The sequence below is a fragment of the Streptomyces sp. NBC_01017 genome (assembly GCF_045162795.1).
GTDB classification, from domain to species: Bacteria; Actinomycetota; Actinomycetes; order Streptomycetales; family Streptomycetaceae; genus Streptomyces; species Streptomyces machairae.
In genome coordinates this window covers 718491-741514 of the sequence record NZ_CP108683.1, presented here as the reverse complement: position 1 = coordinate 741514, position 23024 = coordinate 718491, and the positions used below count along the sequence as shown (strand labels likewise).

Below are 23024 nucleotides of genomic sequence, written 5' to 3'. Positions count from 1 at the left end.
GGAACGAGGCGGGGGTCGGGCCTGCCCACGGCCGACAGGGAGCATGCCGGGTCACCGACCGTTCCTGAGGTGTACATGCGCTGAGCGGCGGCGACGGCAGTTGGGGAGGTGACCCACATCGTGGCGGGGGGTGTGCTGGCGGTGGGCGAGGGGGGAGGCGGTGTGGCTGTCTCCCTGTCCGCCGGCTTCGGCGGTGGCTGGGTCGATGGCTCGGCTGTCGAGGGAGAGAGCCCCGTCGTGGTGCTCGTCGGAGGGGGCTGTGAGGTCGTCGCTGTTGGCGGTGGCTGGGGACTGGGTGTGGTTGTGGTGTGTGGTTTTGCTGTGCTGGATGCTTCTGGTTGCGGTGCGGGGGACAGTGTCCTGGCGGTGGGCGGGACCAGGTCACCGGTGGCTGATGACACGGGTCGTGGTGTGCTGTCGTCCTCGGCTGCCAGCATGAATACACCGGTGCCGCTCAACGCGAGCACGGTGACGCCTCCGGCGATCCACCATGGGGACTTGTGCACGGGTCGGCGGGGGCTCATATCCCCAACTGTCCATCGGACTGACGGCCACCTCAAGCGGTATGCACGTCTGAAGGACGTGGCGGGATGCACGCCACCGCGTTCACGCGCCAGCTGTGAGGCGGGCGGTGTCGCCGGTCATCCGTGCCTGCCGCGCAAGCGGTGAACCAGGCTATGCATCGCGCTGTGCGGTCAGGGAGTGTATCCGAGGCCCAATTCCACCTGGTCAATGTTGGGTGACTGCCGAGATCACCACCGGAGGACCAAGGCGTCACTCCTCTATGTCCGCGGTCAAATCCGGTGATGTCATTGCCAGGCTCTGTGAGATCAGGGCCTGGCTCTTCTTCTCTTGTCACCGACAGTCGGCGCCCGCCGGGCTACCGCGGCCTGACTACTTGCTTGCGGTGGCCGCAGGAGGGCCGTGCCGCAGTTCCCTGGGCGGATCGGCCGGCGACCGCTGCCCGCGCGGCGTTTTCCGCTCGCTGCCCTGCACCGAGCAGCCTTCTTTTCGGCCGTTTGAAAGGCCTGGACCTGGTCCGAGCTGTATGCCGTGCGGCTCGGTTACCGGCCAGCTGGGCGCGGTAAGACGCTGCTTGCCAAGATCATGGGCCCGTGATGGGAACTCGTCATGCTCCCCTAGCGCAGCGGGCCGGATCCTGCACGGATATTCACGTCACCCACATCTCTGTGATGGCATGCCCACGCTAGCTTCACAAGTGGGGCTGGCGTCGCCATAGCGTCATCCATCTGAGGAGAAGTCATGGCATTACGTCGCTTGCTGGCCGGCGCCCTGGCCGTCGGGGCCGCTCTGAGCGTCACCCCCGCCCAGGCGCAGTCCCCGTCCACCAATCCGCCCGGCCAGATCACCGTGGAGGTCCAGACGGTCAACGGCTCGGGCTGCCCGCTGGGCACCGCTGACGTGGCCACCGCCTCGGACAACACGGCCTTCACCGTCACCTACAGCGACTACCTCGCGCAGGCCGGTGCCGGCTCCAACCCGATCGACTTCCGCAAGAACTGCCAGTTGGGCCTCAAGTTCCACATCCCGCAGGGCTTCACCTATGCGATCGCCCGCGCCGACTACCGGGGCTTCGCCTACCTTCAGCGCGGGGCCTTCGCCCAGGAGCGTGCGAGCTACTACTTCCAGGGCATGCCCCAGACGGCCCGCATCACCCACCAGTTCAACGGCCCCTACGCCGACAACTGGCAGGCCAGCGACGTGACCTCCTACGCAGACCTGGTCTGGGCGCCCTGCGGCGAGGAGCGCAACCTCAACGTGAACACCGAACTGCGCGTCTACACCGGCACTTCCGGCCCCGACAGGCTGAGCTTCATGAGCATGGACTCCACCGACGGGAGCGTCAGCACGAAGTACCACCTGCGCTGGAAGGAGTGTCCGGCCACCTGACGGCTGCGCTCCACCTCGCCGCAGTCTCCCAAAGGCCAAGAAAGGACACCATGCACCGGACCATGATCGCCGGTGGTGCGGCGGCCCTGCTGCTCGGCCTCGCCACGCCTGCACACAGTGCCTCCCACACCCCCACGGGCATCACCGTGCCACCCGACAAGATCGTCATTGAGGTGGCGACCGTGAACGGCTCCGGCTGCCCGGAAGGCACCGCCCAGGTGGCCGTGGCCCCCGACAACACAGCCTTCACCGTCACCTACAGCGACTACCTCGCCCAGGTGGGCTCCAACGCCTCTCCCACGGACTTCCGCAAGAACTGCCAGCTCAACCTCCGCGTTCACGTGCCGTCCGGCTTCACCTACGCCATCGTGCAGGCCGACTACCGCGGATACGCCTTCCTGCAACCCGGCGCCAACGCCATAGAACGGGCCAGCTACTACTTCCAGGGCATGCCCCAGACGACATACAAGTCCCACCAGTTCAAGGGACCGTTCGACGACAACTGGCAGACGACCGACCGCACCGAATACGCCGACCTGGTGTGGGCGCCCTGCGGGGAGAAGCGGAACTTCAACATCAACACCGAGCTCCGCGTGAATGCCGGCACCTCCGACCCGCTGACCCAGACGAATTTCATGACCATGGACTCCACCGACGGCAGCGTCAGCACCGTGTACCACCTGGCCTGGCAGGAATGCCCAAACCCGGCCTGACCTGCACCGCCAAAACCTGACATCGGGACAGCCGAGCGGACCACGAGCGCTCAGGTGTCCCGGATAGCCCACCCCCGGTGACGCAGCTTCCACCCCTCAAGCTGCGCCACACAAAGAAAACGGCAGGCCCGCCGATGCCATCGGCGGGCCTGCCCCTTTCGAGAGCTGGTACATCTTGCACCGGCTTCACAGCAGTCTCGACTACCGCAGTCCCGCCGCATATGAGACCGCACTCGCAGCCTGACCAACACACCGCTGGTGTCTGTCAAAGCGGAACAAGCGCAGTGCGCGGTTGCCAACCAGCGCGGACAGGGCACAGTCAAGGGAGCGCCGCGGTCCAGCACTGGGCGACCGTTCAAGTCCCGGGCCGGTCACGAACTCCCGCCACATGAGAGGCCGTCAGGTCGCTGCACTCGGAAACAGGCTCCTGACCAGCGGCGATAGCGAACTGCAACTGGAGTACTAGGCTGCGCTGATCGCGGGGATGAGGTCCGAGTGCTGGACGGCCAGGGGCAGGTAGGGCCAGGGGGTGCTGCGGACTTCGTACCAGCCGTTCCGGACGGGCGTGAGGATCTTCAGATGGTCCGTTTCCAGAACGTAGGCCCAGTCAACACCCGCTTCCGCGGCGCCGGTGGCGTCAAGCTCCCGGGGCGGGGCCTTGGTCTCTCCGTGGCAATAGCACAGGTTGGCCAGGCTTTCCTTCTTGTCGTGCCGGTAGCCGGTTTCTGAGGTGAAGTCGCCGCCTATCCTGTACCAGCCGGCTGGGTGGGCGTCGATCAAGTAGGCCTGGGCGACTGCGACGTGGCCATGAAAGTAGTGCGTCACGGCACGCAGTAGCAGGCCTTCCAGCCGGTCTGGCGACCCTCCCCGGGTGCAGAAGCGTCCGGTGAATCCGGAGGGCGTCGGCCGTGCGATCAGGGCAGTCGACATGCTTGATCAGTCCTTGCGACAGTTACTGGAGGGGGGAGGGCGGGTCGAGAAAGTGGGGCTGGCCGCGCGGGTATCGGTTGCCGGAATGAGGGCGCGGCATGATCTGCAGACGGGATGAGTTGCAGCATTTGTAATCAGGGGAAGGAGACGTGGGCGTAAACGGTCTTGCCGCCGTCCCGGGACCGGAAGCCCCAGCCGTCTGACAGGGCATCGACGAGACTCATGCCGAAGCCTCCCTCTGCTCCCCGCTTGTCATCATCAACAACCACAGGCAGGTCTCGGCCGTAGTCGTCCACCTCCACGGTCATGACGCGGTCGTGCCAGCTGGTGCGCAGGTCCGCCGGCCCGGGAGAATGGCGGCAGGCGTTGGTGACCAGTTCGGAGACGATAAGGAGAACGGCGTCAGCGCATTCGCGGATGGACGCGTCGCTCGCCTCGTCCAGCCCCAGGCTGTGCAGCTCGTGCTGAATGGCTTCACGGGCGTGTCGCGCCGCGGCCGGCCGGTGGGAAAGGTGCACGCACTGGCAGGTCTCGTGGCTGTCCCTTTTGGGGGGCCTACCTCCGGCCGGCGCCGGCTGAGCGCTTGCTTTGCTGCGGCTTTCCATGTTGTTGTGCTGGTCAGGCCGGGTGTCGTGGGGCGTCCCGGCAGTGTCCATGCGGCCCTGGCCGGAGCGGATGGTGGAGACTGTCAGCATGGGGATCAACTCCGAAATCGGAAAATCCGTGCTATTTCAGAGTGCCGACCAGGGACGGTCGCCTGCCTCGGGAGGTGTCCCTAGTCAGTCCCTAGGAGGACAGGGCAGGGGGTCCCCAGGGTTCCAGGGGGACGGGTGCCGAGAGCCTGCATGACGTGCCCATGAGCGGCACACCGTCAGGCCGAGAGGTAACCATCTCGTCGCGTGAAGTGAGTCGGCAGCGGGGCGGGAGCGGTGCCTCTGGGTCTGGCATGGCGGTGTGCCCCCTGTCGTAAGGATGAGTACGGATGACCTGGGGGGTGCCGCCGGGCTTCGGGGCACAGCTTGACCGCTGATGAGGAGCCTGATGATCGCCCGGTGGGGTGCGATGCCGGACCGCTTCACGGGTGGCATGTCTGCGAACGTGGTTGCCGGTGTCCGAGCCGAGGGCTTTGACCAGGCCGTCGACCGAGCGGGTGGAGACGCCGTGGACGTATGCCTCCATGACGACCGGGTAGAGGGCCTGGCCGATCCGGCGCCGACGCTCGAGCAGGCCCGGGAAGAAACTGCCTGTCCGCAGTTTCGGGATCGCGAGCTCCAGGTCGCCGGCCTGCGTGGTCACGGTCTCCTCCCGGTGTCCGTTGCGCGAGGTGGTGCGGGTGTCGGTCCTCTCGCCCCACTGCGCACCGATCCGGGCAGTGGCCTCGGCCTCGATCAGTTCCTGCAAAAGCCGCTCAGTGACCTCGCGGACGAGTTCAAGACCATCTGCCGAACGTAGTGACTCAAGCAGGCGAAGCAGGTCATGCCGGGACAAGGCCACCGGGCACCCCCTTGGACCGAACTGGCAGTTCACCAAGGACAGTTGCACGGTGGCCTGCCCCGTTCCCAGGGGAGCGTTCACCGGCAGTCGACGCACGCGAGAGCACGCAAACGGCGCACTTCCCAGCACAAGATCCGTTACACCACTCGGCGGGACGCCATCCGCTGGGCTGGGATGAGCGATCCCCTCGCGTCCTGCCTGGTTGCCCTGGGGGGCTACACGGCGGGCAGTGACGCAGTCCCGCACGGCCATCTCGTGTTCCTCGGATTTCAATGGGCAGACACCTCACGCCGCCTCCTCCCGACATGAAACGCGGGCCCCTCCGGACGGAGCCGGATCACCCATTTTCTGCACGGTGTCTGCGTCGACGGCTGCTTCCTGCCCAACTCCCTGGCGCGGCAGGAAACCTGCGGCGGCATGTAGCTCCTTCGGCCCGTCGTGTGCCTACGGCCCTCGGGGAGGCAGGGAAATGAGTTGTTCCGCACACAGTGGCTGATGTGCTTCTCTCCCGAGGTGTCCCGGCAGTCGGTTCGATACGGGTCTCACGTGACCCTCCCTTGGGGCATGCGGATCCGTTGACGCGATCACCGCTCGGTGCAGAAGTCACCACCGATCTGACTGTCAGCCGTGGCGTCGGCCTGTTCGCCGCTGCACGCATCCCGTGACGTTGCGTAAGAAGATGAGGAGATCGTCTATGCCGTCCACCCCGCCCGCGCCTCCGGCCGTGCCGAGGACGCGCTCCTCGGGCCGCAGGGCCCGCTACGAGCCGCGCCATGCGCGCAAGTCCGACCCGCCCTGGAAGAAGCAGCCTCCCCGCACCGCGGCTGCCGGTCTGATCGGGCTGGCAGCCTTCCTCGCTCCTTCGGCACTGGGCAGTTCAAGTGCCAGCGCCAGTACAGCAAGTGTCTGGGACAGCGTCGCGCAGTGTGAGAGCGGCGGGAATTGGAGTATCAACACCGGCAACGGCTTCTACGGAGGACTGCAGTTCACGCAGAGCACCTGGACGGAATTCGGCGGCGGCCAGTACGCCTCGCGCGCTGACCTGGCCACCAAGGAACAGCAGATCGCGATTGCCCAGAAGGTTCTCGTTGGCCAGGGGCCGAACGCATGGCCCGTCTGTTCTGCGAAGGCTGGACTGACACGGGAAAATGGGGGGGCGCCATCAAGCGCCCAGCCGGACACCACTGAATCGTCGCCGCCTTCACAAGATCACGGCCAGAAGCGTGACAGACAGGAGCCGCGAGCGGACCCGGATGCCGGTGACAAGGCCTCGCGGCACCCTTCTGGCACCTCGACGCGGTCCTACACCGTGGTGTCCGGTGACACTCTGTCGCATATTGCCCATGATCATCGCGTCAGCGGCGGCTGGTCTGCACTGTATGCCGCGAACCGGGACGTGATCGGAAACGATCCTGATCTCATCTACGCCGGGCAGGAACTGACCATGCGTAAGGCGGCGGCCTCGTCGGAGGGGCCCGGACGGCACCGGGCAGACGATTCCACCTCTCGGACCGGCGGGGAGGATGCCCACAAGACTGGAACAGGCAAGCATCGCGCGAGCGGGGGCAGCTCCCAGTCGGGCAGCGCAGCCGACTCACCGGCCTCGTCCGCAGGGCTGACGGGTCCCGTCGGTTCCACAGCGGTCAGCACTCCGTACCACGCGGCCGGCTCGAGCTGGTCAAGCGGCTATCACACCGGAGTGGATTTCCCCGTTGCCACAGGGACACCGGTCACGGCTGTTCGGGCCGGCACAGTGGTATCCGCCGGGTGGGGCGGCGCCTACGGCAACCAGGTCGTGATCCGGCACGCCGATGGCATGTACAGCCAGTACGCCCACTTGTCCTCGTTGAATGTCAGTACCGGCCAGGCGGTGGGGGCAGGTGACCGCATCGGATCGTCCGGCTCGACCGGCAACTCCAGCGGCCCTCACCTGCACTTCGAGATCCGCACCGGCCCTGGCTACGGTTCGGACGTCGACCCGCTGGCTTACCTGCGCAGCCACGGTGTGAAGATCTAGGCAGTCCGCCACGACCGGGTCGCACGGGGGGCGCCGAGCACGTTGTCCGTGCCCGGCGCCCCCCGTGCGTCGCGCAGAACTTGCCGCATCGGCCAGGGCACCGGATCCGCCCGGGACCTTGCCTCCGTCCGGCATTGCCGGACGGATGCCTCAGCGGGCCCCGAATGCCTGTGTCCACCACGGGCCGCCCGCCCCGTCATGTATGCCGATGCCGATTTCCTTGAAAGAACAGTTGAGAATGTTGGCACGGTGGCCTGGACTGTTCATCCAGCCGTCCATGACCTCCGCGGCCGTCTGCTGGCCCCTCGCGATGTTCTCGCCGTAGGTGGACCACTTGTATCCGGCAGCGGTGATGCGGTCACCGGGGTCTGTCCCGTCCGGGCTGACGTGGTCGAAAAAGCCCCGTTCCGCCATGTCGTTCGAATGGTTCACGGCCGCGCCGGCGAGCTGGGCGCTGGAGGTCACAGGACCGCAGCCCGCCGCTGTCCGTTCCTTGTTCACCAGCGCGATGACTTGCCCTTCCTCGCCGGAGGCACCGCCGTTGTCGGGCGCCGACTCGGGCGCGGGGGCCGGGACTGCGGGCTGCTGCGTCGATGGCGGCGCCTTGGGTGTTGGGGCGGAGGGACGAGGCGCCGAAATGCTGGACCGCGAGACCGACGGCTTCGCGGAAGCGGATCTGGAGACGGGCGGTGAAGGTGTGCGGCTGACGGCCGGGGAAGGGGAGACGACAGGCAGCTCAGCATCGGAGATGTGATTGCCGCTCGAGGCCGAGCCGCCGGGGTGCAGGAACACATACAGCGCGACGCCGGATGCCGCCAGTGCCACAACCACCCCGGCCACGGCGGCACGACGGCGGAACTGGCGTCGTCGGGTCTGCAGGCGGTCACTGCGTGGTCCCCTCGACGACGCAACTGCCGACCCTGTGCTGTGTAGCGGGAGCGACGCGACTACCTGCGTGGTCAACTCCCGGGTGGCAGCGGTCAGAGCGGCACTGGGAGGCACCAGGGCCAGGCCTGCCAACAGGCCCTCCGGCGGAGACATACCTCGCTGCAGCTCGGAGCAGCGCCGACAGCTCTCTGCGTGCCGGGATATCTGCCTCCGCCACAGGCTGCTCCGTTCCCCGTTCCAGGTTCTGAGCGTCTCGTACAGCTCCGGGCACGGCGTCGTCGCCTGCAACACCTGCACCACAACGCGGGCGGACTCCAGATGCGCCTTCATCCTCTGCACGCGCACGGCAGTGTGCTGGGCGGACAGCTCCACTGCTTGCGCGACCTCTGCACGGGTCAGCTCGCCCGAGCACTCCAGCCACCACAGCGACAGCAAGTCCTGGTCTTCGCCCTCCAGCCAGCGGGAAGCCTCCGCCGTCTCCAGATGCTGGCCCGACAGCTTCAGGTGCGTGACGGTCAGGGCAACGAAGTCCGCTGAGGGGTCGTCGAGTTCGCGAGCGGCCTCCAGGCCCGTGCCTTCGCAACCCTCGCGGTGGGTGTGGTGATCCTGCCGGTAGGCCCGCACACGGTTCATCGCTATCGCCACCACCCAGGAGCGGAAGCTGCCGGCCGAAGGCAGGGCACTGAAGCCGACCATGGCTCGCAGCACGGTGTCCTGGACCAGGTCGTCGGTGTCCGGACGACCGTTGAGCGCCCGCCCGATCACGTTGTAGACGAGCGGGAGGTGCATGGTGACGAGTTCCTCCTGTGCTTGCGCATCACCATTCTGTGCGGCCCTCACCAGTTCGACTTCCAGTTGTGTATGCATGTCTGAATCAACCCTGCTTGTCCGCGGGCAGCGATGTAGCCCTCGTCTGGGAGCCCCGGGGGCGGCTGCGAGATAACAAAAATCGTGTGCTGTTTGGCGGTATCGGCGAGAGGGATGAGAGTCAGGCGCCACAAGTGAATCGCAGCATGAGAGGCATGTGGAGACCTGCAGGCGGTGTCAAGACCGCTGATGCCGGGAGGCGCTGAACGATCTCGGACCGTGCCGGCTGTGACGGGTGCAGCGACCGCTGTGGAGGCCTGCAGACGTTGATCCCTCGCCCGTCCGTTCTCCCCTCAAGATCGCTCAAGTCGCCGTCTGCCGACGCCATATGGGCCGGGGCAGCCGCCTCCCATGGCGACCGTGTACGCGGCGACCGTCGCATGGTCGGCGGGCGCATCCTGGAGCGCCCCGCCCTGCTTGGTGCTCGGTGACTGTAATCGGTCCGTCCAGCCGGTCGCAAAGGACGACCCGGCACACCCGGATGTCCTCCCTTTCGGCCGCCCCAAAGGGAGGACGCTGCGAACTTCTGCCGGAGCAGGACAGCCGCTGCTCGGCTGTGGAACTCAACACCGCGGTTGCTCGGCGGCGGTAGCGTGAGCAGTCGCGGAAGAAAGAAGACGCGCAACAAACGAGTGAGGCAAGCCGTCTTCGCCCAAGGAATCCCGCGCTGTAGGCAGGCGGGACACGAGCAGCCGACGTCTCGCGCCCTGGAGCCGAGGATCGTCAATCCGTCCCTGGCCATCGAGTGACGGACGAAGACGTGCAACCTCTACGCGATTCCCGGCCGCAGAGGTTCTACGACGAAGACCGCATGTGGACCATGCATGGGCGAAGTGCAGTACCAACAAGGGCAATTCGCCGGCAAACGGTGCATGGCTCACTCTGCGGACCTGCAATCCCGAGTGGAACATGGCACAGTCGTGGCAGGTAGGTCCGTAGCCCAGTAGTTGCGCGCGAGCGTGTTGTGCCTGCGTAGGTGCACCAGCCGACCACGGCAGGGCGGCGCGCGGGACAACGGTCACCCTCGGGTGACGATGAGCATCGCGGCCCACTGGACCAAGGCGTGCGGCAAGCCGAGTGCGGCAGGATGCGGAACCAACGCGGCTCCTGGCCTGTGGGATAGCGATGACTCGCCTCGCTGCCCGTGAGGATTCGGACCTGCCAGATCCCCCTTTGAGGGCTCGCATGTTCACCGAGTCGATCGCGCAGCTGGACCAGTCCAACGCGCCGCGGGAGCCGAGTTCGTCAAGGACCAGGCGGTGGAGCTTGGCCCACGCCCTGGCCTTCGTCCACTCGGCGAAACGACGGTGAGCTGTCGCCCCCGAGGCCCGAACGACGCTGACGGCAACTGCTGCCACGTGCAGCCCGACGTGGCTACGAACACGATCGCAGCCAGCACCTCCCGGTCACCATGCCGGCGCCGTCCACCACCCTGAGGTTGCGAGGGAGCAGCTCAGCGATCCCCACCACGACCGACATCTGCCGAGTCGGCCAAATGCGACGTCTCAGGCGAGCGGGGATGTCACAGCCCGGCGTAACCTCGTCCACTGCTGAGGGTGGGGTCGGTGCGGCTCTGTATCGATGCCATTGACCACGGTGTGGCAGGGACATGGGGAAAGGCAGCCAGGGGGTAGATCTCCCTGAACCTGTTCAGGACCTGCCGCATGCCTTCAGCCGCCTGCTGTGCCTCGGCAATCGCATCGCCTCGCTCGGCAACCAGCTGAGTGTAGATCGGGTCAGTCGTAGTTCCATCACCAGCTACCACGCCACACCTCGTGAAGAGAGACAATCGTGAATGAAGGGTCGTGCAGATGAGCAAACGCACGATGCGGTAACCAGGTTGCCGTCGAAATCCCCGCAAGAGCTTCCCGTAAGGGCAGCAGGAAACGCTCCTCCTCGTTCATGTATGGACACGAGAGCCCTCCACTCGCGCAGGCACCCGTTGCCGACAAGACAGGAACCCATCGGTGCCCTTTCGCTTGCACGGCAAGTACTCACCTTTGCTGCTGCGGGATCAGAGAATGTCCGTGCTCCTAGCGACACGTATGCAGATTTCTCCAGGAGTGGCGCGTAAGAGAGGCACGACGTCGGGGTCATGCCCGGATGCGAGCTCCGGAGCAGGACGGACTGGGTCCGCCTGGCCTCCCCAAGCGCAGCACCCTCAGCCGGAACGAACAGAGCGAGGAACCATACAGTGATCGGCCCGTTCTCCAGGTGGACTGCACGGTCGGAACGACAGCAGTCGCTTCAAGCGGCGGCCCCTCGCCGGGTCATCAGCGGGGGAGACGGCATCCGGCAGGTGATCCTGGCACTGGCCTTGGACCCCTACATAGCGGGCGCACAGCCCTGTGCCCGCAGCGCCGAGATACATTGCGTGCGCGAGCATTTCGGTGCGCCTGCGCTGGATGACCCCCGCGTCGTACGCCGCTTCACATCCGACCTTCACGACATCTGCCTGCTTGGGGGCGACGGCTGGACGTGCATCTATTCCCGGAACCTGAGGCCATCTGCTTCAGTCCAGGCAGAGGTGACGGTGACCGCCGAAACTCCGCAGCTCGCTGCTGAGATTCTCGCGGACCTGATCACTGCCCACGGCCAAGACAGCACGGAAGAGTTCGACAGCGTGCCGGTCGGATTCTGGCACCTGTCCTCGCGAGGCGTGCCCACGCGTGTGTTCCGCCCCACTCGTGTGCCCGGCTGGAAGGACATCCGGTCGAATTACGCGAACTCGGCTGCAGCGCGCATTGATCACCTCGCAAATCTCACCCCGGCAACGCTGCAAGGAACCATCATCTTGATGCACGGTCCTCCCGGTACCGGCAAGACGACGGCTTTGCGGTCCCTGGTACATGCCTGGCAGAATTGGTGCGGCTTTGAGTACATCCTGGACCCCGAACACTTCTTCGGTTCGCCTGACTACCTCTTGCATGTCGCCACTCCGGCCCGGCCGAGGGACGACCGGTGGAGCGCACTGATCCTCGAAGACTGCGATGAACTGCTGCGCAGTGATGCGAAGAGAGCCATGGGGCAAAACCTCGGCCGGCTGCTGAACCTCAGCGACGGCATTCTGGGGCAGGGAGGGAAGACCCTGTTGATCATGACCACCAATGAGGACGTTCACAGACTTCACCCCGCAGTCGTCCGGCCCGGGCGCTGTCTGGCGCAGGTGGAAGTGGGACCGTTGAGCCAGGAAGAAGTCAGCCGCTGGAACGGAGGAGTGGCCGCGAACCTAGGGGCGTCCGCCACACTTGCCCAGCTTTACGCCCATGCGTCAGTAGCCACACCGCTCCTTGACACTCCTCGCCGAACCGGCGACTTCACTGGTGCCTACCTTTGAGCAGCCCGCGCCGGGAGCTGCGGGGAGGGCGGCGCTGGCGCATGCGGCGCGCACTGCCGTGGCCCTCGGGCCTTCCGGCGTCTCAGGGGAGCAGCCGCCGTCTGACCGGGCGTCCACGCCTGCTGCGGCGAGGGCGTGGCGAAGTGGCGGAGGCCAGACCCAAGGTCACGCGGATGCAGGCACCTCCGAGCGGGCCGCGGCCGATGTGCACGGAGCCCGCTGTGGCTGCGGCGGCGCGGCGGGCAATGTCCAGGCCAAGGCCGGTCGAGTGGGTGCTGTGTCCGCGAGCCAGAGCGGCGTCGGGATCGGGAATACCGGGTCCTGCGTCTTCGACGACCAGCTCCGCGGCATGGGCGGTGCGGGTCACGGCGATGGCGAATGCGGTGCCAGCGGCGGTGTAGCGGAAGACGTTTCCCACGAGGGCGTCCACGACGGCCGCGATGTCCTGGGCCGACAGCCCGACCCAGGTCGGCTCTTCGGTGATGCTCAGTGTGCAGCAGCGCTGCTGCTGTTCGGCGAGCATGGCCCAGAAGACGGCCCTGCGGCGGATCACAGGGGCGGCTTCGCACCGGTCGGCCCCCTGACCGGCGCGAGCAGCGGGTGCAGGAGCGTCAGTGCGCAAGGCTCGGCCCATCGGGCCGACGGCCAGCGGGGTGCGGGCTGCGGTGATGATGGTGTGGAGCTCGGACTCGAGTTCGTCCACGGCTGCTGTGATGCGTTGGGTCTGTGCGTCGGGCCGCATCCGTTCACAGGCCAGGTGCAGGGCTGTCAGCGGGGTGCGCAGCCGGTGGGAGAGATCGGCGACGAGTTCGCGCTCGATGGCGAGCAGTTCCGTCATCCGGTCGGCCATGGTGTTGAAGGCCCTACCGGCGTCCTGCAGCTCCCGGGGACCCATGGGCTCCACGCGGGTGTCCAGGTCGCCGTCCCCCAGCGCGCTGGAAGCACGGGCCAGTTCCTTGCTGGATCTGACCACCCTGGCGGCCAGGCGGTCGGCGACCAGGACGGATCCGACGACGAGCCCGGCGGCCAGGACGGCCATGACGGTCCACGATGCTCTCACCCCGCGGGTGAGTTCTGCGCGGGGTACGAAGTCCTCCACCACGGCGACCCGGCTGTGGGGGAGGACGACGGGCTGCAGGTGGATCCAGCCGTCCGCGATGTCCTGGGAGATGGATTCGCGGTCTCGCTTGGCGCGCTCGAGCAGGTGCGGCGGGGCGTGAGTGGTGCCGATGGTCTGGGAGTCGGGAAGGTGGAGGACCAGAAATTGAGCCTGGTCCAGGCTGCCTGCTGATTCACGTATGTCGGCGGGGTTGGTGGTGAGGGCCAGCAAGGGAGCCATGGCGGCGGCCCGCTGCTCGGCGGCCGTGATGCTCTGTTCCCTGGCCAAAGACATGACCAGGACCGCCAGCGGGATCAGGAAGGACAAGGCGATCATGGAGGTGACGGCGAGTGCCACGGCCGCCAGCGAGCGTCTCAACGGGGAGCCATCAGTTTTATGCCGACGCCGCGCACGGTCTGCAGGTAGCGGGGTGCCGATGCCCGCTCGCCAAGCTTGCGGCGCAGGGCCGACAGGTGGACGTCGACCGTCTGATCGTCGACATAGGGCTCGCGCCACACCTCATTGAGGAGCTGCTGCTTGGAAATGACCTGCCCTGCATGGTGCGCGAGGAAGGACAGCAGATCGAACTCCCGGCGGGTGAGCCTGAGTTCCCGGTCGGCCAGGAGCACGGTGCGGGCGGGCGGGTCCACCGTGAGATCACCGACGGATACCGGCTGCATCAGGTCGACGGCCGGGGGCCGCCAGGCACCATCGGTGTGATGGGCGGAGGAGGATGCCGCGCCTGCGGTGCGGCGCAGTACCGCAGACAGGCGAGCGACGAGCTGCCCGCCCGAGAACGGCTTGACCACATAGTCGTCAGCGCCGGCGTTCAGCAACCGGATGATCTCCGCTTCGTCGTCGCGAGCGGTGACCACCATCACCGGCACGGAGGAGATTCCGCGCATCATCTGCAGGACGTCGCCTCCGTCCAGGTCCGGCAGCCCCAGATCCAGCACCACGGCGTCAAAGGGATCCTGCGCCACTTCACGCAGAGCTTCGAAGCCGCTTCCTGTGCTGCGAACGGTATGCCCCTGCTCGGTCAGAATCTCGATCAGGGAGACACGGATGCGGGGATCGTCCTCAACGACAAGTACACGGGGCATCCTCGAACCCTATCCAGCGTCTTTCCACAGCCAACTCCGCGCTGTCGCACCAAGAGGTCATCTCATTTGGTGAGTCTGCGGTAGCAGATCAGGGTGCAGGCGATGCTGGTGAAGGCGAGGAAGTGGTCGGCTTTGCGTTTGTAGCGGCGGTGCCGGCGGCGGCATCCGGCGAGCCAGGCCGTTGGGTGCGTTCGGTGGTCCAGCGGTGGCGGCCGAGGCGTTGCGAGGTCTCGATGCCCTTGCGGGCGATGCGGAGCCGGATGCCTCGGCTGGATAGCCATCTCCGCAGGTGGTTGTAGTCGTAGCCCTTGTCGGCGTGGAGTTTGCGGGCCTGCGTCGCCGGCGTCCCCGGCGGGAGCGGATCGGCTGTATGCCTTTCATCAGCGGGATCAGTGCCTGGCTGTCGTGCGTGTCGGCGCCCGAGATGCCGATGGAGGGGGGCAGGCCGGTCCGCTCCGTGATCAAGTGGATCTTTTGGCCCGGACTTGCCCCGGTCTACAGGATTCGAACCTGGCAGGTCCCCCTTTTCAGGGCCCGCATATTGACCGAGTCGATCGCGCACCTGGACCAGTCCAGCTCTCCGCGGGATCCGAGTTCGTCGAGGACCAGGCGGTGGAGTTTGGCCCACACGCGGGCCTTCGTCCACTCGGTGAATCGCCGGTGAGCCGTCGCGCCGGACGGCCCGAACGACGCGGTCGGCAACTGCTGCCACGCGCAGCCCGAGGTCGCCACGAAGACGATCGCGGCCAGCACTTCGCGGTCGCCGTGTCGACGCCGGCCACCACCCTGAGGCCGCGACGGCGCCTTCGGCACCACGTGCTGGAACAGTTCCCACAACTCGTCCGGCACCAGCCGCTCAACGATCCCTGCCACGATCGGCAGCTTACCCAGCCAAATGAGATGACGTCTGAGGAGCATCTCTGCCGATCGCACCTGCGGCCGTCGCTTGCGCCCGCTACCGCAGCGCAGCGACCGGACCGGTCGCAGGATGCGGCAGATGAAGGCGGGCCGTACATCGCGAAATGCGGGCGCGGCGCCTGACGGGGCAAGGACCCTTGCCCGGATTGTCTGCCCAATAGTCTGCCCGATCGGGTGGCAGCGGGCCTTGTGGTGCTGAGGTCAGCGTCCGCCGAACGCCACCTCGTCGTCGGTGACATGCATGGCCACGGGGTGACTCTCGACCGGCAGAGTGCAGCCCTCGGAGGAGCTGCAGCTGGCATAGGTCAGCAGCGCAGCCGCCTTGCCGGTGCCTTCGGCGTGAATAGGCACAGTCAGGGTGACGGGCCCGTCGGGATAGACCGCAACGGTGCTCTTCACGCCCGGCACACTGATGTTGCGGACGTCGGAGGAAGCAGTCGGCTCCTCAGTGGCCGTGATCGCTCCGCCGAGGGCGATGACGGTGGGTCTGCCCACCCCTTCGACGCCGTCCTCGGGCAGATCGGTGCTGTAGAGATGGAAACCGTCGTCCGTGGGGGTGAACGTCACCTTCAGAGTGCCGTTGGGAGCCTTCCACTCGGCGACGCTGAGTTCTACGGTGACGCCGTTCCTGGTGAACTTGGTGGCCGGCGGAGGCCCTGCCGCCGGCTCGTCATCGGCCGCACACGCGCTCAGGGCGGCCATCGACACAACCGTCATGGCGATCGCGGCGGCATGGCGGGACCGGCGACTGCCTGCCCAAGCCAGCGCCCAAAGGGAAGAGTTGGTCATCACGCTCGGTTTCCCATGCAAAGGTTGATCGAAGGAGTCGCCGAGGTGACGACACCTTGCCTGCGGTCTGATGCTGACTGGCGCCGCAGAAGCCCACAGTCTGCTGAACGGGGAAGGCCGCTTGCTCACAGGACGGCCGTGGAGTCGGCGGTCCACAGTTGCAGCCAATACACGAGATCGCTCCATGCACCGGTGACCATCAACAGGCCCACGACGACAAGCATGCCGCCGCCGGTACGCAGGACCCACTGGTAGTGCCTCTTCACCCAGCCGAATGCGCCCAGGGCACGACGGAACGCCACTGCCGCCACGACGAAGGGCAGCCCCAGCCCCAGGCAGTAGGCAGCCATCAGCAGCGCACCGCGCGCCGCGCTGGCCTCACTCCAGGCCAGCGCCTGCACCGCGGCAAGTGTGGACCCGATACAGGGAGTCCACCCGACCCCGAAGACGATCCCCAACAGCGGTGCTCCGGCCAGGCCCAGTACGGGGCGCCGGTGGCTGCGGAACTCCCGCTGGGTGAAACCGGGCAGCACTCCCATGAACGCCAGGCCCATCACGATGGTGAAGGCGCCCAGCACCGTGGTGATGAACTCCTGGTGAGTCAGAAGCACGCGCCCGAAGTACCCGAACAGGGCGCCCCCGGAGACGAACACTGCGGTGAAGCCCAGGACGAACAGGACGGCACCCATGAGCATGCGACCCTTGCGCCCGCCCTGGGCATCGGCCAGGTCCTCGACCGACAAGCTGGTGACATAGCTGAGATAGCCGGGAACCAGCGGCAGCACGCAAGGTGAGAGGAACGACACCAGACCGGCCACGACAGCCACGGGAACAGCAATGACCAAGGCTCCCTCGATGAGAGCCGGAGCCTCCTGAACGGCACGCATACTCGTACCGGCGAGCATCATCGCAAGCTCCCTGCCGGCATCCCCAGATGTCTCGGCCGATGCAACTCCGCATCGCTGCCGCACACGCGCATGACGACGCCGGCCGATGCGCGTTGGGCCGTGACGGACAGGCCGCTCCCATACCGGCGCCGCCGCTCCTGGGGCGTCAGGGAGGACCTCACGTTCCTTCCTCCAGCACACGTGTGATCATCGACCGCAGTCCGGACACTGTCATCGGCCCCGACACACTCGCTGCGATCCGCCCGCGGCGGTCGACGACCAGGGTCGAGGGGATGGCCTGCGGATTGAGGATGTCGGCAGGGAACTGCATCAGCAGCCGCCCGGAGGGATCGTAGAGACTCGGAAAGGTCAGGCCGTACGTCTGCTCGAAGGAGCGAGCGGCCTTGGTCTGCCGGTCGCGGGTGTTGATACCGAGGAACCGCACGCCCCGCGGCCACATCTCGCGGTGGATTTCCTCCAGCACAGCGGCTTCGGCCCGGCATGGACTGCACCAGGACCCCCAGACGTTGACCACCACGATCTTTCCCCGGAAGTCGGCGAGGGCCGTGTGCCGTCCTTCGAGGTCGGCACCGGCGATCCTTGGTGCCGCATGCCGTTCAGCCAACCGGATCACCGCTGCTTCGGCCTGTTTTGTCTCCCCCTGGTCGTCCGAGGACTGGGCGTTGGAGGAGGTGCAGCCGGTCAGCGCGACCAGGGCGGTACCGAGGGCAGTTGCCAACCGCTGCGCGTGGCGCACCCTCACGCCCACTTGCGCAGCCAGGCATTGAGGCCGTCGGCGGTCAGGTCAGGCTTCCCCGTTTCCTGGGTGTCGGTGAGCACCGTTCCCGACGGGGACAGCACGATCAGTACAGGCATCTTGTAGCTACCGCCGCCCGGACTGTACTCGCGCAGAAGTGAGAAGTTGTCGGAGCCGCTGCTGCCGATGTCCACCTTCACCACGTGGTAAGAGTCACCGAGGATTCCTGCCGTATCTCCGGCGGCGAACACCTCGTCTGCGGCCTTGCAGTTCCCGCACCAGTTGGCGCCGAAGTCGAGCAGGACGGCCTTCCCGTCAGCTTCGGCAGAACGCAGTGCCGCATCAACGGCCGCCTGAGCGTCCAGCGAGCCGTCGTAACCGGTCTTGAACGGTGTGCCTGCGGCAGGAGCCGCCCTAGTGCGCTCAGGCTCGTCCGGGGCAGGCTCGGGTGCCTTGGCCTTTGCGGAGGCAGAGGGCGGGGCAGAAGCAGTGACAGTCTTCGAAGGGGAAGCCGACGGGGATGCCGAGACAGACGCCGACTGCTTCGAAGGGGTCGGTGTGCCGATGGCGGCAGGTTCGACGGTGGAGGTGATGCTGTGCCGCCCTTCAGCAGCAATGCCCGCAGCGGAGTCTTCCGCGGAATGCTGGGAAGCGGCATAAGTGGCGCCCATGGCCACAGCGATCACGGCCACCACCCCAGTGACAGTGAGGACCCGCCCCGTGCCGCGGGAACGGTGGGTGTGCCGGGCGGCACGGTGTTTGCGAGGACTCATCTCAAGTCACCTCAAAAGGCTCTGTGCTTCCGGAAGGCGAAGCAGTCCCTGTGGCGCGGACGCAGGGGATCCGGGCAGTCGGCACAAGCGCTCGGGCCGGCCGACGGGTCATGAACGACCGCGAGCATAGGGCCGGCCGATAGGGGCTACAGGCCCTCGACAGCGATCTTGAGGTGCGCTTAAGGAAGCCCTCACCCTCTGCTTCGTCACCGCGATGAACATATGAGGGGATAGCGTTGTGTAAGGTTGATACGCAGCGAAGCGGACAACGGGGATGAACGGGAGACCGTCGTCAGGACACCGAAGCGCAACCCACGCAGTGAGCAACGGCGCCAGCTGCCGGGCTGCAACGGGAGTGTCCCACCCAGAGGCAGCGGCGCCTGCGAATCGGGGCCGGCTCGGGGCCTTGTGTTCATGTGTGTCAGCTGTTCGGCCAGTATGGTGCGGTGTCTCGCTTCCCCCGCTACCTGCTCATCTGGGTGACCTGCACGACCGCCAGTGTCGCGGCTGTCATCGTCACCGTCGACTTCGTGACGCTTTCTACTCGGCCGAAGCCCCCGGTTGCCCGGCCGGCCCCCGAGGCGGTGCCCTCCGCCTCGCCGTCTCACCGTACCGCCGTATCTCGTCCGCCCGGGTCTTTCCCGGCCACCGCCCCGCCTTCGACGCCGAGCGACCCCGCACGGGATGCTGCCCCCACGACTACTGCGCCCGACCCCTCCGCTTCGGCCACCACCACGGCCAGTGCATCCCCGCCGGCACCGGTGCAGGCCGCCTCTCCAGACTCCCCCGAGGACTGTCTGGACAGTGGGCGGGGACCTCATACGGTGCCGTCAGAAGGCGGCAAGGCAACCGTGCGCTACGGGAACGGCCGTGTGTGCCTCATCTCCGCCATACCGAACCCTGGGTTCAGCGCCGGCACCACGCAGACCTCGGATCAGACGCTGATCGTCACGTTCACAAGCGGCAGCCACCGGTCACAGATCACGGCGACAACGGATCCGGTCGCCCGGGCAAGCGTGCGCGAGACAGATCATTGAGCCCTTTTCATCCCGAGCCTTGAAGTGTGGATGTGCAGGTGGGGTGGTGGGTGACGTGGCAGGGCCCCTGGTCGTTGGCGTGGTGACTTCACTCATCACACCGGCGGCCGAGGGGCTCTGTTGGTTGCACGCTCGACGTCTCGGACGAGCTCGTCGAGCATGTTGCGTGGCTGATCCATGCCCGTCGGCAGGAGCTGAAATTCGCCGTGGCGCCGTCTGGGTTTGTTTCAAGCAGGCCCTGCCGGCCCTGGCCCATTGGCGGAAGAACGAGACGTTTCCAAAGTTCGTGGCGGGTTTCGGTGTGTCCACGACTACGGCCTGGTCGGTACGCCGACGAAACGCTCGGACTCCTGGCAGCGTGGGCACCGGGTCTGCACAAGGCTCTCGTCGCACTGGGTGAGGGTGATTTCGTCGTCGTTGACGGCACTCTCATCGGCACCGACCGGATCGCCACGGATGAGCCGTACGACTTCCGGCTAGGACAGGCGTCCGTCGACGGCAGCACTGCGAGTCCGGGTCATGTCCCCCTTCGTGGTGTAGCCGATCAATCGGTGGGCTTGTTGGTGGTGTGGGGTAGTGCGGGGGTGCGTTCGGGGAGCTCGGAGTAGAGCTCGGTCATGCTGCCTTCGGGCAGGTACCGACGGGGGAAGGCGATCCATTCGTCGTGCAGTTCGAAGAGCACGGCGGTGACCAGGCGCTCGAGGGCGTCGGGGTTGGGGAAGACCTGCACGACGTCGGTTCTGCGCTTGATCTCCCGGTTCAGCCGTTCAAGGGGGTTGGTGGACTGGATCTTCTTCCAGTGCTGGAGTGGGAAGACCGCGAACGCGGTCAGGTCCTCCTTCGCTGCCAGGAGCATCTCTTTCACCTTGGGGAACTGCTCGCCGAGCATGTCGGCGACGGTGTCCAGCTGGGTCCGCACCAGTGCCGTGGCGGGCTGGGCGAAGATGGTCCGGATTGTCGCGGCCACCATCTCACCAGCACCTTTGGGGATGTGCGCGAAGCAGTTGCGCAGGAAGTGAACGCGGCACCGCTGATAGGAGGAACCCAGCATCACCTTGCGGATAGCGGCCACCAGTCCGCTGTGGTGGTCTGCGATGACGAGGCAGATGCCGCCCAGGCCGCGGGCGCGGAGCGAGCGCAGGAACTCGCTCCAGAATGCTTCGGTCTCGCTGTCACCCACGGCGACCCCCAGGACCTCGCGGCCGCCGTCCTCGGTGATGCCGGTAGCGATGACGACGGCCTGGGAGACGATCTGATGGTTCACCCGCACCTTGCAGTACGTCGCGTCCAGGTAGAGGTAGGGGAACCTGGTGTGGTCCAGGGGACGGGTGCGGAACGCGGTCAGCGGCTCGTCGAGCTCGCCGCAGATCCGGGAGACCTCACTCTTCGAGATCCCGCTGTCCCCGCCCAGGGCCTTGACCAGGTCATCGACCGAGCGGGTGGAGACCCCGTGAACGTAGGCCTCCATGATCACGGCATACAGAGCCTGATCTATACGCCGCCGGCGTTCCAGCAGGCTGGGGAAGAAGCTGCCAGTCCGGAGCTTGGGAATCTCCAGGTCCAGGTCGCCGGCTGGCGTGGTCAGGGTCTTGTCCCGGTGGCCGTTGCGCAAGGCCGTCCGTGATGCGGTGTGCTCGTTCCAGCCGGCACCGATGTGCGCGCTCACCTCGGCCTCGATCAGTTCCTGCAGCATCCGCTCGGCCACACTGCGGACAAGCTCGATTCCATCAGACGAGCGTAGTGACTCCAGCAGCCGTATCAGGTCAGACTGGGACAGGGCCATCGCGTACTCCTCATGGTTGAACTGGGCGTTCACCAAGGAGAGTTACGTGATGGCCCGCCTCGCGTCAGGGAGCGGCAGGCACCAACAGAAGTGCGCCCCGAGCACCCGCCCGCGCACGCCCGCACCTTGATCGGCTACACCACAACAAGGGACGCCATCCGAGTCCGGCCGCGGATCCCGGACCGACCCGGAAGAGTGGGCCTGTAACCGTTCGCTGGATTCTCAGTGAATCGCAGTGATTCGCCCATTACTGGACGAAGGTCCCCGTCTTACCCGGGCAGGGGTCGCCCGGTGCGGGGCAGACGCTTCATGGCCACCTGCCCCGCCAGGCGGGGTCTTACGGTCGGCTCCACGTCCGTTTACTGTCTCCGGGCCACTCCCGGCGACGTGCCGCTTCACGAGTGCGGCGAGGTTGAGTGCGGCATTCTCATCCCGGTCCAGGACCAATCCGCAGTCTTCGCAGATGTAGGTGCGTACCCGCAGCGGCAGCTTGGGTTTCACGTTGCCGCAGGCACTGCACGTTTTCGAGCTGGGGAACCAGCGGCCGGCGACTTCGAGCCGTCCGCTGTTCCAGGCGGTCTTGTAGGCGAGTTGCCGGCGGATCTCACCGAACCCGGTATCCGCGATCGAGCGGGCCGGCTTCCGGTTCTTCACCATGCCGGCGACGTTGAGGTCTTCCACCACCACGGTGCCGTACTCCCCGGCCAGGGAGGTGGTGAGCTTGTGTATGCCGTCCCGGCGCAGCGCGGTGACGCGGTGGTGCACGCGGTTGCGCTGGGCGTCGGCGCGCTTCCACCGGTTCGAGGGCTGCTGTCCGGTGCGCCGGTCGGGCCCTCGGCGGCGGGAGACCGTACGGGACAGGCGGCCCAGCTTCCGCTGTGCTTCGGCCAGGTGCTTCGGGTTCTCGGTGGCCGGGCGCCCGTCGGAGAACACCGCGAGGGTCTTCACCCCGAGATCGACGCCGATCACCGCATCCGGCCGGGTGGGCGTACGCTCCGCGCGCTGGACTTCCACGATGAAGGAGACGAACCAGCGTTCGGCCTCCTGCCCGACGGTCGCGGACTTGATCCGCGCGCTCCCCGCCTCGATGAGGCGGCCGAGCTTGCATGTGGACTCGTGTGTCCTGATCCGCCCCAGCACGGGCAGCACCACATGCATACGCCCGTCCAGCCGGATCACACCCGTGGTGAACCTGACCGAAGGCGTGGCCTTCCGCTTCGGCTTGAAGCGCGGGAAACCCATCCGCGGGCCCCTGCGCCTGCCCCGCTTGGAATCGGCCCAGTTCTTCAACGCAGACGCGAGCCGGTCAAGACCGGTGGCGTACGCCTCCTTCGAGCACGCCGCCCACCAGGGGGCAACGGCGTCCTTTGCCTGATTCCACGCCTTGCGCAGCCAGTACATCGACCACGACACCGTAGGCGTCAACTCCGCCTCGGCAATGCCGTAGGAGCGTTCCGCCTCACGCCGGGACAAGTTCGCCTTCACCACGGCCAGACCCCAGTTGTAGGCGACACGAGCCGCACCGGCATGCCGGAACATCGCACCGGCCTGACGCGGCGTCGGGTCCAGCGCAAACCGGTAGGCATGCGTCGTGATCACCCCAAGAACCGTACCTGCCCCCGCTGACAACCCGACACCAGCAACCCCAACGATCAAGAGAACCTGACGAAGGCCGAGATTCACTGATGGACTCCACAGCAGCTAGTAGCCCCGCTGAGCAG

At 66.6% G+C, this 23024-nt stretch carries 15 protein-coding genes and 5 pseudogenes; 5 read left to right on the top strand and 15 right to left on the bottom strand.

All coding sequences use genetic code 11. The annotated features are described in order from the left end of the window. Positions 1–1263: 1263 nt before the first annotated feature. Both OG331_RS03635 and OG331_RS03630 read left to right on the top strand, forming a co-directional pair. A complete protein-coding gene (locus tag OG331_RS03635; protein ID WP_406191496.1) occupies positions 1264–1911 on the top strand; it encodes a DUF4360 domain-containing protein in 648 nt (215 codons plus the stop codon). 50 nt (positions 1912–1961) lie between these two features. Beyond that, a complete protein-coding gene (locus OG331_RS03630; protein ID WP_406191494.1) occupies positions 1962–2624 on the top strand; it encodes a DUF4360 domain-containing protein in 663 nt (220 codons plus the stop codon). Between the two features lie 462 nt (positions 2625–3086). On the opposite strand, the gene OG331_RS03625 is transcribed toward OG331_RS03630, so the two are convergent. The 3 genes and pseudogenes from OG331_RS03625 to OG331_RS03615 all read right to left on the bottom strand — a co-directional run. Continuing rightward, positions 3087–3554 (bottom strand): hypothetical protein, encoded by a 468-nt coding sequence (locus tag OG331_RS03625; protein ID WP_406191492.1) that lies wholly within the window; start codon positions 3552–3554, stop codon positions 3087–3089. A 134-nt stretch (positions 3555–3688) separates the two neighbouring features. Then, positions 3689–4249 (bottom strand): ATP-binding protein, encoded by a 561-nt coding sequence (locus OG331_RS03620; protein WP_406191490.1) that lies wholly within the window; start codon positions 4247–4249, stop codon positions 3689–3691. 409 nt (positions 4250–4658) lie between these two features. Next, positions 4659–5048, bottom strand: a pseudogene (locus OG331_RS03615) (transposase); the annotation flags it as partial. 694 nt (positions 5049–5742) lie between these two features. Here OG331_RS03615 and OG331_RS03610 point away from each other — a divergent pair. After that, positions 5743–7065, top strand: coding sequence for a transglycosylase family protein (locus tag OG331_RS03610; protein WP_406191488.1), 1323 nt, complete (start codon positions 5743–5745; stop codon positions 7063–7065). A 150-nt stretch (positions 7066–7215) separates the two neighbouring features. Here the strand turns inward: OG331_RS03610 and OG331_RS03605 are convergent, their stop codons facing one another. From OG331_RS03605 to OG331_RS03595, 3 genes and pseudogenes are all read right to left on the bottom strand, one after another. Further along, the gene (locus OG331_RS03605) at positions 7216–8820 is read right to left on the bottom strand and encodes a sigma-70 family RNA polymerase sigma factor (protein ID WP_406209683.1); all 1605 of its coding nucleotides are present in this window, start codon (positions 8818–8820) and stop codon (positions 7216–7218) included. Between the two features lie 949 nt (positions 8821–9769). Then, positions 9770–9919: pseudogene (locus tag OG331_RS03600) on the bottom strand (IS5/IS1182 family transposase); the annotation flags it as partial. Between the two features lie 15 nt (positions 9920–9934). Next, positions 9935–10270 (bottom strand): annotated as a pseudogene (locus tag OG331_RS03595) (transposase); the annotation flags it as partial. A 645-nt stretch (positions 10271–10915) separates the two neighbouring features. Between OG331_RS03595 and OG331_RS03590 the strand changes: the two are divergent. Next, positions 10916–12157 (top strand): DUF5925 domain-containing protein, encoded by a 1242-nt coding sequence (locus tag OG331_RS03590; protein WP_406191486.1) that lies wholly within the window; start codon positions 10916–10918, stop codon positions 12155–12157. An 82-nt stretch (positions 12158–12239) separates the two neighbouring features. Here the strand turns inward: OG331_RS03590 and OG331_RS03585 are convergent, their stop codons facing one another. The 7 genes and pseudogenes from OG331_RS03585 to OG331_RS03555 all read right to left on the bottom strand — a co-directional run bounded on the left by OG331_RS03585 (position 12240) and on the right by OG331_RS03555 (position 18405). Beyond that, positions 12240–13634, bottom strand: coding sequence for an ATP-binding protein (locus tag OG331_RS03585; RefSeq protein ID WP_406191484.1), 1395 nt, complete (start codon positions 13632–13634; stop codon positions 12240–12242). Further along, complete coding sequence (locus tag OG331_RS03580; protein ID WP_406191482.1) at positions 13631–14359, bottom strand: response regulator transcription factor; 729 nt, start codon at positions 14357–14359, stop codon at positions 13631–13633. The genes OG331_RS03585 and OG331_RS03580 overlap by 4 nt, the downstream gene beginning before the upstream one ends. 62 nt (positions 14360–14421) lie before the next feature. Next, positions 14422–15235 (bottom strand): annotated as a pseudogene (locus OG331_RS03575) (IS5 family transposase). A 243-nt stretch (positions 15236–15478) separates the two neighbouring features. After that, positions 15479–15979 carry a hypothetical protein gene (locus tag OG331_RS03570; protein ID WP_406191480.1) on the bottom strand — a complete coding sequence of 167 codons (501 nt, stop codon included), beginning with the start codon at positions 15977–15979 and terminating at the stop codon, positions 15479–15481. 212 nt (positions 15980–16191) lie between these two features. Next, positions 16192–16974, bottom strand: a complete 783-nt coding sequence (locus OG331_RS03565; RefSeq protein WP_406191478.1) for a cytochrome c biogenesis CcdA family protein — start codon at positions 16972–16974, stop codon at positions 16192–16194. Between the two features lie 157 nt (positions 16975–17131). Then, a complete protein-coding gene (locus OG331_RS03560; RefSeq protein ID WP_406191476.1) occupies positions 17132–17692 on the bottom strand; it encodes a TlpA family protein disulfide reductase in 561 nt (186 codons plus the stop codon). 20 nt (positions 17693–17712) lie between these two features. Beyond that, complete coding sequence (locus tag OG331_RS03555) at positions 17713–18405, bottom strand: thioredoxin family protein (protein ID WP_406191474.1); 693 nt, start codon at positions 18403–18405, stop codon at positions 17713–17715. Positions 18406–19599: 1194 nt separating this feature from the next. Here OG331_RS03555 and OG331_RS03550 point away from each other — a divergent pair. Then, positions 19600–19987 (top strand): annotated as a pseudogene (locus tag OG331_RS03550) (transposase family protein); the annotation flags it as partial. A 77-nt stretch (positions 19988–20064) separates the two neighbouring features. Here OG331_RS03550 and OG331_RS03545 read toward each other — a convergent pair. Together OG331_RS03545 and tnpB are read right to left on the bottom strand one after the other, a co-directional pair. After that, positions 20065–21303 carry an IS256 family transposase gene (locus tag OG331_RS03545; RefSeq protein WP_406209680.1) on the bottom strand — a complete coding sequence of 413 codons (1239 nt, stop codon included), beginning with the start codon at positions 21301–21303 and terminating at the stop codon, positions 20065–20067. 222 nt (positions 21304–21525) lie between these two features. Next, positions 21526–22902, bottom strand: a complete 1377-nt coding sequence (gene tnpB / locus OG331_RS03540) for an IS607 family element RNA-guided endonuclease TnpB (RefSeq protein WP_406191472.1) — start codon at positions 22900–22902, stop codon at positions 21526–21528. Positions 22903–23024 lie beyond the last annotated feature (122 nt).